Genomic DNA, 14,641 nt, shown 5'->3' on the forward strand with positions numbered 1-14,641 from the left:
GTCCTGCACGCTCCACCCCTCCCGTATCGCGGCCAGGATCCAACTCCCGGGCGCCTATGACCAGGGGGCATCAGAACGGAAAGGCGGAAGGGTTGGACTCGGGAACGGGCTCGAGGCCGAAGGCGGAGAAGCGCGACGTCGGAGAGGCGGCCGGCGGTGGGCTCTTGCGGGGGTGGGGCTGCGGTTGTCGCTGAGGGCTGGCGGGCCGCGTGCTTGGTTGGTCAGGCGCCCCATTCCACCCGTACGGGCTCGCGGGCCGCGGCGAGGGCGCCGTCGAAGTCGGCTAGACGTTCGGCGAGGGTGGTGGTGGCGATGCGGGGAGGGAGAGCCGCCGAGAACTTCAGGCCCCGGACGGCGCGCGGGTCAACGGACGGGAGGGTGAGGGAGTCCGGGAGTTCGACACGAGCGGCTTTCCAGTCGGCGGGGGAGAGGTCCTGGCGGAGCCGGATATGGGCGTCGGTTGGGCGCTGTACGGGGTCGGCGAGGTTGCCGAGGGAGGCTGCGAGGGTGGCGTTGGCTCGGTAACCGGCCCAGGTCCACCAGCGGGCAGCGTCGGCATCGCGGACCAGCAGGGTGCCGGCCGGGTGTACTTCGTGCGGTGCGCGGTCCATGCGGAGTTCGGCGAGAGCTGTGGTGGCCCGGCGGGTGAGACGGACGTCGGGGTCGGTGCCGAGGAGGACGTCGCGCATGGCGCGGGTCAGCGCGTACGACAGACCACGGGCTTCGCTGCCCTGCCATTTGGCGATGCCGCCGTTCTCGACGGGTTCGACGAAGGCGCGGCGTCGTGCCCAGTCGATGAAGGTGACCTGCCAGCTGCGGCCTGCCAGGAGCAGGCGGCGCGGGCCCTGGCGTTCCTCGGTGAGGACAGTGGGGTCGGTGGTGCCGATCTCGGTGCGTCCGGCGAGCACAGTGAACTCGGGGGGCGCGGTGAAGGAGGCAGTCAACTCCATGAAGTGCCGGCGGCCGAAGTGCTTCTCGGCCTCGGGGCCGATGAACAGCATGCCGCCGTCGCTGTCGAGGAAGCCGCCTTCGACCAAGTGGGACAGGAGGGGAGTCGCGGAGCGGTCGAAAGGGGCGAGGCCGTTCCACTGCTCGGGCCACAGGCGGTCGCCGATGCGGTGTTCCTGCAGGGTGACGGCGAGGAGTTGCTGTGCAACGAGGTGGCGGGGCGAGGGCGGCGGAGTGACGGGTTCCACCCACCCGCGGGCCCACAGGGTGAGCAGGCCCGCGGCTTGGAGCAGGGTGTCGGGCCGGGTGGTGAGGAACAGGCAGTTGCGGGACGTTCCGGTGCGGCGTCCGGTGCGGCCGATCCGCTGCAGGAAGGAGGCCACGCTGCTGGGCGAGTCGATCTGGATGACGCGGTCGAGGTCGCCGACGTCGATGCCGAGTTCCAGGGTGGAGGTGGAGACGATGACGCAGTCGCGGGCTTCTGCGAACGCCTGCTCGGAGCGTGCGCGTTCGGCGGTGGCGAGGGAGGCGTGCGAGAGGAACACGGTGACGTCGCGGGCTCGCAGTGCCGCACCGAGCTCTTCCACCTGTTTGCGGGAGTCGCAGAAGACGAGCCGCTTCTCGCCTCGGTGCAGGGTGGAGATCACCTTGGCGGCGTTGGCGAGCGATGCAACATAGTCGAGCTCCACCTCTCCTGCGGGGCGTGGCAGTTCGGTGGTGCTGGTGGTGCCGGTAGTGGCGGGCAGCGTGACGCCGGGGGCGACGACCCGGCCGGGCCGGTCGGCGGGGCGTGCGCCTTGGAGCCAGGTGAGCAGGGTGTCGGGGTTGCCGACGGTGGCGGAGAGGCCGATCCGCTGGATGCGATGGCCGGCCAGTCGCTCCAGGCGCTCGAGTACGGCGAGCAGGTGCCAGCCGCGGTCGTCCCCGGCGAAGGCGTGCACCTCGTCGACGACGACGGCACGCACCTGGCCCAGCATGTGCGCGTGGTCGGTTTTGACGCTGATGAGCATCGCTTCGAGAGACTCGGGCGTGGTGAGCAGGAAGTCGGGGGACTCGGTGCGGATGCGGCGGCGTACGGACTCGGGGGTGTCCCCGTGCCAGAGGACAGCGCGGCGTCCCAGCCATTGGGCGTAGCTGTCGACGCGGTAAACCAGGTTGTTCAGGAGCGCCTTGAGCGGGGCCAGGTAGAGGACGGAGGTGCCGGTCCAGCGCTTCTCGCGCATTGCGGACAACAGCGGGAAGGTGGCGGCCTCCGTTTTTCCACCTGCCGTCGGTGCGAGAAGGATCGCGTCCTCGCCGTCCATCAGCGGATGCACGGCGTCCTTCTGCAGGGGACGCAGATCGGGCCACCCGAGCGTGTTGACGATGTGGTGCAGGACCACCGGGTCGAGGCGGTCCACCGGGTCGCTGCCGCGGGGCTGCTCCTGCACGTCTGTGACTCCTGCGCTAATCGTCAGAGTTCGGGACTTCGGAGAACGGGTCTTCAGACGTCGAGGTCTAGGTCGTCCGCCGAGGTGGCCAGCGCGGGCGCGGCGAAGTTCCGTTCGGTGGCGGTGAGGTCACCGCTGCCCACCGTCAGCTTGTAGTGCGTGCGCGGGTCGAAGTCGGGGAACTGGTCGATCCGGTCAAGTACGTCTCCGACCAGCTTCTTCAGGTACAGCCGAGGTGCTACTCCGACCTTTCCGCCGAGAGCCCCACCCACGGCCCGTGCCAGGTCAGTGAGGTATGCGTCGTCTGCGAGCTGCTTGATCCGGTCGGGGGACTTGGAGCCTTCGGCGTACAGGTCACGGATGGTGGCGCCCAGGCCAGTCAGTGATTCCTCGGTGAATCCGGGCAATCTGATCTGGACAGCCCGGGGGTTGTCGAAGCGAGGATCCGTGGTGAAGTCGGTGGCCAGGCGCTGGGCGAGCGGTGCGAGTCGCTGGACGCCCTGCTGTCCGTCGTAGAAGGCGGGCGTGCCGGTGATCACGAGGTACAGGCCCGGGAAGCGGCCGGAGTGGACCTCGTCGATGAGCTGCCGCAGTGCATTGAGTGCCTTGTCGCGGGCGTCGGAGCGGACCCGTTGCAGGGTCTCCACCTCGTCCAACACGAGGACGAGTCCGGCGTGCCCGGCGTCCCGGAGCACGGTGAGCAGGCCCTGCAGAAAGCCGAAGGCGCCGAAGTGGTCGAGGTCACCGCGGACGCCCGCGCTGCGCCGGGCAGCTGCGGCGACGTGCGGCTGGCCGCCGAGCCAGGCCATGACCGCAGCGGCGGTGGCCTCGTCGCCGGCGTCCAGGGACTGCTTGTATCCGCGCAGGGCAGCGGCGAACGCGGGGGCGTGGCGGGATACCTCGGCCAGGCGGGCGGTGAGCAGCCGTTCCACGGCCTGCGGCAGTTCGCTCTCGCGGGCGCCGTCGGCGAGTGCGTCCTCCTCCAGTGCGTAGAACCAGGCGTCGGCGACCGGCCGCAGGGCGCTGGGCGGGAAGCTAGGGGTGGTCAGGCGTTCGGTGAGTCGCCGGTAGACGGTTTCCAGCTTGTGCAGAGGGGTCTCGGTCTCCGACACCTGTACTTCAGCTACGGCGAAGGTGCGTCGTTTGGCGCGTTCGCCGAGCCAGCGGGTGAAGAAGGTCTTGCCGGAGCCGTACTCGCCGCGCACGGCCTTGAACACCGAGCCGCCGGCGGCGACGGTGTCCAGCTCCTCGTCGACTGCTTGCTCGAAGCGGCCGAGTCCGGTGGCGAGCAGGTCGAGGCCGCTCTCGGGGACGGCGCCACGCCGCAGTGCGTCCATCACTGAGCGCCGTCGCACGGCACCGACCGGGATGACGACCCCAGATGCTGAAGATCCAAACGCGTTCACCCGAACAGTCTCCCATCCGGCCGCGCATACGAGTTGCAGTGCGAGGACGAACGGGACCGGCTGCGGCACGTGAGCGCGAGCCGTTGTGGACCGGCTGCGAGCCGTACGACCCAGTTGTCAAGAGGAACGCGGCGACCAACCACGTTCGAAACAGGCTGATGCTCCAGCGTGAAGAGCGTGGTTTCGTCCTGTCTTGGATCGCACCGCCTTGATGAAGCGGGCGGACGACCTGCCCGACGCCGAGACGAGCTGGACCCGGCCGGGTGGTGGGAATAGCCGGCCAGCCCAACCCATGCGTCTATTTACCTACTACCTACAGAAATGCGATTCACAATATCCCGATGCTCCTTCGGTGATCGCGTCCTCGGTGACCTCTAGGAACGGGGCCCAGGCGGGCCTGACGTGGCATCACCTAGGCTTTCCCTCGGCGTGAAACATCCGAGGGGGGACCTTGAGTATCGATTCGAGCACGGCGCGGCCGACCACTCGGCGACCGGCGTCACCGGCGCCGGATTTCGGGCAGGCCTTGCTGCCTGGCACCGAGACCGGTACCGAGGGCATGCGTCAGCGGCTGATGATCCTGCAAGGCAGGCTGGAGCGCTGTGCCACGGTGTTGCGGGCTCACCAGGAGACCGTCACCCGCGCCCCCCGGACCGATGCCCTCGCTCTCGGCCTGGTTCAGGCTGATCACCGCCTCCTGCGTGACGTGCAGCAGTGTGACGACGAAGCTGGGGAAGTCGATGACGCGCTCATCGAATTCTTCCAGGAGCTCATGGCGGCCGACCTGAAGTCGGTTCGGCGCAGGCAGGAAGCCGAGCGTCTTTCCGGTCGGATCGGGGTCTCACCCCCGTACTCCCCCGTTTGGAACTCGGCGGACGAGATCTCGGAGACCTTCGCTCACGCCTCGTCGCCGCTGCTGAGGGTGGAGGGCGGGAGCCTCTTCGGGCCGACCGCCCTGTTCGTCAAGCGCTACACGGAGCACGCAACGTTTACCCGCACCATGCACAAGGACGTCACCTCGTGGTTGGCGGCGCTCCGGCGGGTGACCATGGAGGCCCTCGACGGCCCCCTTCTCCAGGAGCCCACGTTGATGGCCTTGGAGGAGATCGATGAGCTGCACCACAGCCAGTTCGAGCAGCTGATCGCCGAACTCCTCGACCGCGACGGATACCGGATCATCCGCTCCGGCGGCGGTGCTGGCGACATGGGCGCCGATGTCCTTGGGGCCGACCCCCTCGGGCGGTTCGTGATGGTGCAGGCGAAACACTTCACCCGCGGCAGTGGCTCGGTGGGCCAGCCCGTCGTGCAGCACCTGTACGGCGGGGCCATGGCCACGCACCCCTCGACGCTGCCCGTCGTCGTGACCAATGGAAGGCTCACCGGCGGGGCGAAGGGGTGGGCGGCGGAACACTTCAGGGCGCGGCTGATCGGCCGCGAGGAGTTGCGGCGGTGGGCGGAGAACGGGGAAAGCCTGGAGTCGGTCCTCAAGGGCACGGGGCCCGCATAGTGATTCCGCCCCCGCTTCAACATGCGGGTGCCCCGCCCCCGATGTTGCTGGGGCGGGGGACGGGGGTGCAGATCAGCGAGCGTTGTACCAGGTCCTGGCGGCCTGGAGCATCTCCAGCACCCATTGCTCCGGCTCGCCCTCGGCGATCTCCTCCCACACGCCGACGGTGGCCTTGGCGAAGGCGGTGACGGCGGCGGGCGGGGCGGTGTTCCAGGCGGGGACCCGGGCGGCCCACCGCGCGGCCTCCTCCGGCGTGTGGCCGCTCTTGATGAGCCAGACCACCCACAGCGCCGGGTCGATCCACGCAGCCCCTCGCGAGGCCCAAGCCCAGTCCACCAGGACGGCGCGCTCCCCGGCGACGAGGACGTTGGTCGGGAACCAGTCGGTGTGAAGCAGTGCCGCGCCGGCGAACAGCTCCGGAGTTTTACTTCGCGCCTTCATCCTGTCCGCCATCGACCGCATCACGATGTCCGGCGCGGTGATGGAGGAGAGCCGGGTCATGGCGTCGGCGACGAGGGAGAGATCGGGCGAGCCCGGGGCGTAGTCGGCGTGGCGGCCGTGTATGTCCTGGAACCCCAACAGGTCCCAGCCGGACGCCTGGATGTGCCACAGGACGGCGGGGGCGAGGTGCTTGATGCTGGGGTTGATGTCGGCCTCGCGCTGCTGCGTCCGAACGCGTCGGTGGTCGCTGCGCAGGCCCTTCACGAACACTGTGGTGTCGGCGGAGCGGATGCGGACGGCGATCTCGCTGTTCAGTCCGCCGCCGACGGTTTCGTACGCGAGGACGGCCCCAGTGCGGGCTTCGACCAGGGCCAGGACGTCGGCGGGGACCTCAGCGAGGCGGGCGATCGGCATGGTTCAGGCTCGAGGCTTTCGGTGACGTCCGGTTCCGGGGGCCATGGGGCTACGTCTGGTGACGGGGCCGGTCCTATCGGCCTGGTCGGCTGCCGCGGCTTCGGGCGCCGGGCTGAGGGCGCGGCAGGCCGCGGCGTAGTCCTCGACCGTCATCAACGGCTGCCAGGCGAAGCCGTCCCACTCCAAGATCATGCGTGGCGCACCAGGATCCAGGTGGGCGGCGCGCTGCAGGCCGGCGCCGAGGGTGATGGCTTTCATGTCGCCTGGCTTGCGCAGGCGGCCTTGTCGGCGTGCGGCCCAGCGATCGAGGGGTTCGTCTTCCATGGTCGTACCTCCCTGGAGCAGGGCAGCACCCTACTGCTGACGGTGACCAGTGCACCTCCATTCCGCATGCTGGAGAGTGGGTGCTGTGTTGACGGTGGGGCCGTGGACGAGAGCTCTTCTTGCTACCGTCGTTCGTCCCCGAGGAGGTCTCATGGCAATGTCCGCCGCTGTCCACGTGGATCTACGACGCATGCCGATCGACGACGTCCTGGACCGCGTAGACCAGTGTCTTCAGCTGCGATTGGACCGGGACACCGTAGTGCGCAAGCGGCGGTCCCTCGGAGCACCTACGGACCGGGGTACGTGGGTCCGGATCGAGCGGCGACGGTTCGAGCCGATCGGCGAACAGGGGTGGAACGGCACCGAGGCTGCCGCGGTGCTGCGGGACGTTGTGATGCCGGAGTGGTACCAGGGACTGGCTTGGCGGGCGCCGGGCGAGCCAGTGATGTGGCGGGCGGACGAGCTGGAGCTGATCACCGCCGCGCCAGTCGGGAAGGGTGCCCTGATGCTCGAAGCCCCGGGCCTCCCAGGAGCCTGGTGGGCGGCGTTGAACACGTCCCTCGATGCCCTCGCAGCCCAGCAGACGCCCCGGGTTGCGACCCCGGACACCGAGCTGATCAACCAGGAGCTGGTCACCGCGAAGCTGGGCGCCGTCTTTCCGGAGCTCATCGACACCACCGTCGAGCGCTGGGTGCCTGCACATGCGGATCTGACGTGGGCAAACGTGATGGGCGCGGAGTTCTGCATCATCGACTGGGAGGACTGGGGCATGGCGCCCCGGGGGCTGGACGCGGCGACCCTGTGGGGCAACGCCCTTGTCGTCCCGGAGCTCGCGGACCGTGTATACCGCGAGCGGCGCGTGGACCTTGAGAGCCGGGACGGCAAGCTGATGGCGCTGTTCTTCCTGTCGAAGATCATCGGCCCCCACGCGTACGAGGAGGATCCGCTGCTGGTGCCGGCGGCGCGGAAGGAAGCGGCCCGGCTGGTGGCCGAGCTCCAGCCCTGACGCTGTTCCCGTCAGAAGCCGGAAGTACCTGCCGGTGACCTCGTCGTCCACTCGGAGTGCAGCGACTCGGGCAGTTCCCGGAGATGATCGGGATTGTTCGTGCCGACGGCCACGGCGTTTACGGCGGGGAGGTGGCAGGCGGCCCGGAACGCCGCCTGCATCCTCATGTTTTCCCGTCGAGGCCGCGCAGGGAACGGGCGCGCGGGTCGAACCTTTCCCAGGCCGGCACTGGTGGTGGCGACCGATGTGATGCCCAGGGCCGGACACCCATGTTGAGACCGGGCGGCCGGCGTGGGCCGGGCGGGGTGGTGCCCCCCGCCCGTTGCAGCCGCAGAGCTCCGGTTCACAGCCCGAACTGCTCGATCAACTGAGCTCGATGCAGGCGAAGGGTGCGGTTGTCGGGGAGGATCTCCAGGATCTGGGCGCCGTCGTAGTTGAGGAGTTGGGCCAGGGTCGCGGCAAAGCCGGGAGCGCGGGTGGCGGGCTGGTCCGCTCGTTCGGCCAGAGCGGTCATCGGCAGGGTGCCGGCCTTGACGAGCGCCACCAGCGCCTTCGGGAGGACGGTCTTGTCACGTGGCTTACGGGCGAGCAGCTCCAGCTGTGCCAGGTACAGCTCGGTGGCCATGAGGCGCTCGACCAGGGCGACAGCAGGGTCTTCAGGCTGGTTGGAGGAGGGGGCGGTCTCAGGCTCGGCCGCAGAGTCGGCGGGTTCCTGCGGTGCGGGGGGCACCACCTCGTCCTCGCCGAACAAGCTGATGGCGCCCTCGGGCGCGGGCGGGGCTGCCTTCCTGGTCTGTTTGCGGCGCGGGCTCGTCACGGAGGCGTCCGGCACGGCACCAGCGTCAGCTTCGGTCTTGGCGCTGGCCTCGACTGAGGCTCCGCTCTCGGCGTCCTCCGTCCACCAGGAGGGTGTCGGGTCGCCCAGCTCCCGCCATCCGGTGGGCGGCTGGGCGCCGAAGGGCAGTAGGGCGAGCAGCGGGATGGTGAACTCGGCGAGGGTCGCCCCGCCGTGGTAGCCCGCCTTGAGCGCGGTGTACCGGGTGTCGTGGTCGCGCAGCGCGACGATCCGCGATCCGGGCTCCGGCCAGACCACCCGTGGTCCGGACAGCTCGATCTCAGCCGGTGCGACGGGTCCGCCGGGGGTCCGGTGGCGGGCCGAGTCGATGGTGCCACCGGCTGCGTCGAGCTTGCTGCCGCGCCGCTCGACCACGTGGCCGTGGTCGGAGGTGAGGAGCACGGTCATGCCGTACGCGCGGGCTGCCCGCAGCAGCGGTTCCAGACCGCCGATCTCCTTGGTCTGCCACGCGCCGTCGCCGAGTTTCTGCTCCTTGCCGAGGCGATCGTCAACGGTGTTGAGAACGACCGCGACATGGGTGTGCTCGTCGGCGAGGGCTTCGGTAAGGGCGGTGGAGAAAGGCGATCCGGTGTCGGGGCCGCGCAGGTCATCCTTGTGGAAAACAGCCGCCGGGGCGCCGTTCCAGCAGGGGTGCTGGGGGAAGAGCCGCTTCTCGTCGCTCTGGTCGCCCTTCATTAGGACGCCCGCGAACAACGAGGTACGGGAGACGGCCGTGAGAGTGGGCAGGGCGGCAGCCACGGCGCGCCGGACGGGCGCTCCGGTCGCGTCGGGCAGTGGGTCGAACTCGGCCCACTGTCCGCGCAGTTCTTCGCCAAGCTCGGCTGCTATCGCCGCGCTCATCCCGTCGACGAGGAGGAGCAGGACCCGTCGGCCGGGGCAGGCCACGACGGGTGTGACGACGCGGTTCAGGAAGCTCTCCACGGTCAACATGGCGCCCGGTGAAGTGCCGTCCGCGGTCCACACCGCGAGCCGCTCGGAGAACGCCCTGTCCAGTTCGCGGCGCTTGTCCCGCGCCTGTGCGCCGATTCGGCTGTACGCGTCGGCGAGTACGTCGTCCGTGTCGCCGCCCGCTTCCAGGTGCTCCAAGGCCCGGTCCACCCAGCCGAGTTCCCGGATCTGGCGGGCGGTGCCGCTGTCCACAGAGGCGATATCGGCCTCAGGCTGGCCGGCGAGCCACTGCCGCAGCCGTGCCGCCATCCTCACACGCTCGATACGGGCCCGGGTGGCGCCGTCGGCAGCCAGGGCGTGCTCAGCCAGCGCGATCAGCGCGGCCGTGACCATCTCGGTGTTGCCGTCGGCGAGGGCCCGGCCCACGGCGGTGAAGCGGGCGTCGAGTCCGGCCGAGAGTAGCGGGCTGGCAGCGGCGGCGGACTGTGCCCCGAACTGGGAGACGAGCTGTGCGGCTCGGGCCAGGACCGGGTCGGCGAGCCGGTGTTCGCCTCGGTCGACGAGGCCGCGGACGTACGCCTCGCCGCTGTGTCCGAAGGAGGCCAGGAGTCTGTCGAGGTCGTCGCCGTGGGCGGGCGGTTGGTCGCCGAGCCACCGCTCGGCGCGCCCGCGTGACCGGTACAGGTCGTGGTCGGCCTCGGCGTGCCCCCACAGGGCGGCGCAGACGACCGCGTACGCGGCTGCGTCGGCCCCATGCTCGGCGTCCACCAGAGCGGTGATGATCTTGCCGGTGGAGCCGCCTTGCTCAGGTTCGGCGAGGAAGCGGGCCACGCCGGCCTGCTCGGGTCCGCGCAGGTCGCGCAGGAGGTCGGGGCCGCCGGGGGTGAGGGCCCACCGGAACAGTGCGACGGGGTCGATACGGTCTCCGTCGTCATGTGCGGCCGGCCCGCCCAGCGCGTCCATGTCGTGACGGCCGAGCCTGAGCCGGCGCCTGGCCAGCCGGGTGAGGGCCTCGTCTCGGGAGAGCAGTCCCTTGCCGAGCGAGGGCCAACCGCGGGTGGCCGCCGCGTCCAGGAGTGCTTCGGCCGCCCAGGCCTCGCCGCGCAGCCGCCCGTCGAGGCCTCGCGCGTCGAAAGCCTCCTGCACAACCTCCCAGTTGTCGACGGACCGGATCCTCCCGCCGTATACGCGGGCGAGCAGCCCGGGGTCGAGGTCGGTGTCCTCGCGATCGGTGAGGACGACCAGGACCCTGGGGTCGGGGGGAGTCGCCGTGTCTAGGTGGCCCAGGATCTGCTCGTGCACGGCGAGCACCGAGGGCGCGACGGCCACCCGCGCCCGCAGCCCGCCCGCTGTCTGCTGCACAGCGGGCCCGTCCCAGGTGGGAGCGGCCCGCAGGAGCAGTACGCGAGCCGTGCCGTCGCCGAGCCGGCTGCGGGCGGCGAGGTACTGGCGGACGGTTCCCGCTGGCAGCCGGGCGGGGCCAGCCGCGGGGGCTGTGGTGACCGTGTCGGACATCAGTCGACGACCTTCCAGACGACCTCGACAGTGGCGTTGGGGTGCTCGGCCGCGAGCGCCGAGATCTCCGCCTGAAGTTCGGCGGCGGCCCGTGCGGCCGTGGTCCGCCCCCCGCCGGAGCGGGCCACGGACCGCGACGGTGTGCGAGGCCCCGGCTGCTCCACCGGCTCCGGCAGCACCTGGGGGTGGGCGGAGCCGCCGTTCAGGTCTACGTCGTCGGAGCTCGGCATCGGGGTGGTGGGCGGTTGGGGCCGCTCGGCCGGGGTCTGCCGGGACCGCAGCAGGGACAGCACCTCCCGGCCGCCGGCGTTCAGCACTCCAGGCAGGTCGGGGTAGTCACCCGGGTCGCCGGCGGCGGCATCACGCACCCGCTCCAGGACGGCCGCGCCGTCCACACCGAGGGTGTCGGCCAAGCCCAGCTGGTCCCAGCTGGTGTTCTGGAGTGCGGTGGCGACCTTCCCGGCGCTCTTCAGGGACATCCCGTACCGGTGTGCGGTGAAGTCGCCGAGGTCGAAGCGGGCGAGCCGGTCCACGACGGTCTTGGCCTCGATGCCGGCTTCCGTCACCTCCTTGACCAGCTCCTGCGCCCGCCTGGCGAGGACGAGCCGGGGCGAGTCGTCGTCGAGGTGAAGGAAGTCGCGGTGCTTCTCCAGCTCCCCGACGAGCCGTCCGGCGTCCTGAGCGAGAGCGACGGCGGCCTGCTTAATCTGTCCGGCGAACTGGTTGACGATCCGCCCGCGTCGCAGTTGCGGCGCCCGGTCTCCGAGCACGGTCTCGAACCGTTTGCGCGCCTCCGCCCAGTCACTCTCGCCGGGGAGCTGCTGCTCGCGCAGGGCGTAGTCCCGCTTCAGCTCGTGCGGTGCGGGCGCGGGTTCGACGGGGACACCGCCGCGCACCCACACTCGGTCGGTCGTCTCCGCGTAGGCGGCGGCGATCAGCCGACGCAGCGGCTCGGGCAGTCCGCGCGGTTCGGGAAGGTCGCTCCAGTCGGAGAGCTTGACCAGGGTCGGTTCGGCAGTCCCGTCCCGGCGGGCCTGGTTGTTGAAGTGGTCGGGCCAAGCGGTGGACTGCCGGTAGTACGCCTCCCGCATCGCGCCGAGGCCGAGGCCGCCTGCGATCCGCGCCATGGTCTTGCGGTCCTTGGAATCGACCTCGACCTGCCCGTCGCGATCCTCGGCGGCCTTGCGCACGTACTCGAAGACAGTCCTGATCTCGGCAGGCCTTACGGGTTTGCCGGTTCCATCGGAGTCCAGGTCGGGGTGGGCGGGGTACTGGTGGGCGAACAGCTTGCCGGCCAGCTCACGGGCTGCGGCATCCAACTGCGCACCTAGCGGAAGCCGCAGCTCGGGCACGTCCTGCTGCGCAACCAGGTGGGTGTCGAAGCTGAGGTCGACGACCCCTTCCTGCTTCTGCGCGAGCCCGTACGCCTGGCGCAGCGCCTGGATGACGCGCTCGGTGAGGATGGAGAGCTGCGACTGGAGCATGCCCTTGGCGCGCGCCTTGTCGTCGGCGTTCAGGCTGCGCGCGAAGTCGGAGTCGAAGCGGGCCTCGTCGGCGAGGGCCTTGTCGATGACGACGAGACGCTCGAAGTCGCCGCGGGAGGCGTCGGTCAGGTGGGTGGGCAGCCAGGCCAGGGTGCGCGAGTCGCCGCCCGGCTTCTCCCGCAGGGCGCGCAGCCGCTGCAGGTCGTCCATCGGGCCGAACTCGCCCTCGTCGTAAGGGAAGTCGACGACGAGCCGCCAGGCGTCGTTCTGGCTGGGCCGCAAGGTCGCCTCGGGAAGCGAGTCGACCTCGGCGACGTTACCGAAGACCACCTCGACCTGCCGCTCAGTGCCCTTCCATACCAGGTCGAGCACGTCGTGGGCATCGAAGCCGCCGGGCCCGTCACTGACGCCGAGCGCGTCCTTGAGCAGGCCGCGCATCTTGGCACGTCGGTTGCCCTGGTTGTTGTGCACCTGAGCGTTGGCGAGGACGGCGTCCAGGTCGACGCCGGTGAGCTCCAGGCTCACCACCGCGCCCGGCCCGGTGCCGGTGACCTTGATCTCGGGGAAGGTCGCAGCCCACTCCTTCGCCTTCTGCTCGAGTCTGCCGACCTCGGTGCCCACGATGCGGGTGGTGATGGAACCGTGGTTGAGGGCGTGCAGCCGCGCCAGGGTGAGGTCGGCGAGCGCAGGCACGCTCGGCGCGAGTGCGCAGAGCAACAGGGTCTGCAGGAGTCGGCTGTCGCCGGTGAAGTCGCGGCAGCGGGCAGCGAGCTGCGGATCGCCGAGGGTCTCGGGACGGCGCCGGTACGCCTCGACCTGGTCCTCGGTTACCTGGTTGGTCTTCAGCAGGTACGGGCGGAGCTTATCCCGGTACAGCTTGTCCGCGGCCTCGAAGTGGACATTGGTCTCCCCGCTGAACGCCTTGTCGCCGCCGCCCGCGATCGCCGGGTACAGATCGCCGAGCGGCACGAGCTGCCCGAGCCGCCAGTCGTCGCGGTGATCGACGAGCAGCTGACTCATCAGCTTCAGGCCGGTGCGCGAGCGCTGCAGTGCGGCAGAGATGTGCACCAGGGTGTCCATGAACGCCGGCGGGAAGGGGTACGTCCGCCTAAAAGCGTCCTCGTCCGCCCCGGTGGTGGACTTGTCGTGGCCAAGCAGGGTGTCCCACACATCCGGGCCGAGCTTCTTGGCCTCGGCGAACGCCGCGTCCACCTTCGACTCAGCCTCGGGGGTGGCGGGCTTGAGCAGGCGAGCCTGCGCGATCTGCGGCAGGTTACGGTCCTCTAGAACGACCTTATCGAATCGCCCGCCGCTGAGCTTCAGACTGTCCTGCACGGCTGCCTCGGCGGCCCCCGACATCTCCTCGCCGACCAGCTCACGCAGGTCGCGCTGACGGGCGATGAACGACACCACCGGGATGGCTCGCCGCTCGTCGCCGCCCTCCACGAAGTTCGTGATCTTGTCGGATTCGCGTGAGACGAACCTCTGGTCGTGGATGCGGGAGGCCAGCCACAGGATCAGCTCGTCCATGAAGAGGACGAGCCCGTCGTAGCCGAGGGACTTTGCGTGCGCGGCGATGATGCCAAGCCCCTTGTCCAGGGAGACGAACCCATCGGCATCCTCGGAGGCGTTGCGCGAGAACGACGGGAAAAGGGTCTGGGTGAGGTCCTGCACGAGACGGGCCCGCAGTTCCCGCGGCGTGGAGGGGTTCTCCAGGTCGAGGTCCTTGGTGTTCTCGTGCTCCTCCGGCGCATTCACCGCCTGGTCCAGTAGCTCGGTGGTCCAGGCGAAGGAGTCGCCCCACTCGTCCATCTGGCCGTCGCCGGCGTCAGCGAGCTGCTCGATCACCCGGTCGTCACCGTTGCGGCGGCGCTGCTCGGCGAAGTCCTCGAAGAGCCCGTCGGTCCGGTAGACCTGCGGCAGCGGGCAGCCCGGGTGCAGTTTCCGCACGTGTTCCACGTACTTGCCGAGCACGCGCTGCTCCAGGGACTTGGAACCCAGCATGTGGTACGGCACCAACAGGAACTTGCGGTCGTCCGCGTCCAGCCAGGAGTGCCTGGCTCGCACCGGGTCGAGGTCGCCGCGCGTCAGGGCAGCCTGGTTCCCCGACAGCAGCGCGTAGAGCACCGCCATGAAGTGCGACTTACCGGAACCGAACGAGCCATGCAGATAGGCCGCCTTCGACGAGCGGCTATCGAGCGCCGACTTGATCAGGTCAAGTGCCTCGTCGAAGTTGCTCAGCAACCGGTCGGTGACGACGTAGTCCCTCAGCGCCGCCTCGGCCCCCTCAGGGGTGACCGCCTCGTTCAGCTTCAGTACGAAGTCGGAGGTGGAGACCGACTCCGGGATGTTGATCAACTCCCGCAGGAGCGGCCGGTCCTCAGGACGAGGGTTGTTCCTGCTCATAAATGCCATGGTGTCT

8 protein-coding genes are annotated in these 14,641 nt (G+C 69.9%); 2 read left to right on the forward strand and 6 right to left on the reverse strand.

What is annotated here, in order from left to right; translation table 11 throughout:
- Positions 1–221: 221 nt before the first annotated feature.
- Positions 222–2,378: a DEAD/DEAH box helicase gene (locus AB0D46_RS04380; RefSeq protein ID WP_362875755.1), complete on the reverse strand. Its 2,157-nt coding sequence runs from the start codon at positions 2,376–2,378 to the stop codon at positions 222–224.
- A gap of 53 nt (positions 2,379–2,431) precedes the next feature.
- Positions 2,432–3,748: a BREX system ATP-binding protein BrxD gene (brxD, locus tag AB0D46_RS04385; RefSeq protein ID WP_362875843.1), complete on the reverse strand. Its 1,317-nt coding sequence runs from the start codon at positions 3,746–3,748 to the stop codon at positions 2,432–2,434.
- A gap of 562 nt (positions 3,749–4,310) precedes the next feature.
- On the opposite strand from brxD, the gene AB0D46_RS04390 reads away from it, so the two are divergent.
- Positions 4,311–5,291, forward strand: coding sequence for a restriction endonuclease (locus AB0D46_RS04390; RefSeq protein WP_362875756.1), 981 nt, complete (start codon positions 4,311–4,313; stop codon positions 5,289–5,291).
- Between the two features lie 72 nt (positions 5,292–5,363).
- Here AB0D46_RS04390 and AB0D46_RS04395 read toward each other — a convergent pair whose 3' ends face one another.
- Positions 5,364–6,146, reverse strand: coding sequence for an aminoglycoside phosphotransferase (locus AB0D46_RS04395; protein WP_362875757.1), 783 nt, complete (start codon positions 6,144–6,146; stop codon positions 5,364–5,366).
- 3 nt (positions 6,147–6,149) lie between these two features.
- The gene (locus AB0D46_RS04400) at positions 6,150–6,470 is read right to left on the reverse strand and encodes a DUF6087 family protein (protein ID WP_362875758.1); all 321 of its coding nucleotides are present in this window, start codon (positions 6,468–6,470) and stop codon (positions 6,150–6,152) included.
- 151 nt (positions 6,471–6,621) lie between these two features.
- Between AB0D46_RS04400 and AB0D46_RS04405 the strand changes: the two genes are divergently transcribed.
- Positions 6,622–7,476 carry a phosphotransferase gene (locus tag AB0D46_RS04405; protein ID WP_362875759.1) on the forward strand — a complete coding sequence of 285 codons (855 nt, stop codon included), beginning with the start codon at positions 6,622–6,624 and terminating at the stop codon, positions 7,474–7,476.
- A 343-nt stretch (positions 7,477–7,819) separates the two neighbouring features.
- Here the strand turns inward: AB0D46_RS04405 and pglZ are convergent, their stop codons facing one another.
- Positions 7,820–10,735, reverse strand: a complete 2,916-nt coding sequence (gene pglZ / locus AB0D46_RS04410; protein ID WP_362875760.1) for a BREX-2 system phosphatase PglZ — start codon at positions 10,733–10,735, stop codon at positions 7,820–7,822.
- Complete coding sequence (locus tag AB0D46_RS04415; protein WP_362875761.1) at positions 10,735–14,634, reverse strand: phage resistance protein; 3,900 nt, start codon at positions 14,632–14,634, stop codon at positions 10,735–10,737. The genes pglZ and AB0D46_RS04415 overlap by 1 nt, the downstream gene beginning before the upstream one ends.
- Positions 14,635–14,641: the final 7 nt, after the last annotated feature.

It is taken from the genome of Streptomyces sp. NPDC048383, assembly GCF_040651775.1.
In the GTDB taxonomy this organism is placed as follows: domain Bacteria; phylum Actinomycetota; class Actinomycetes; order Streptomycetales; family Streptomycetaceae; genus Streptomyces.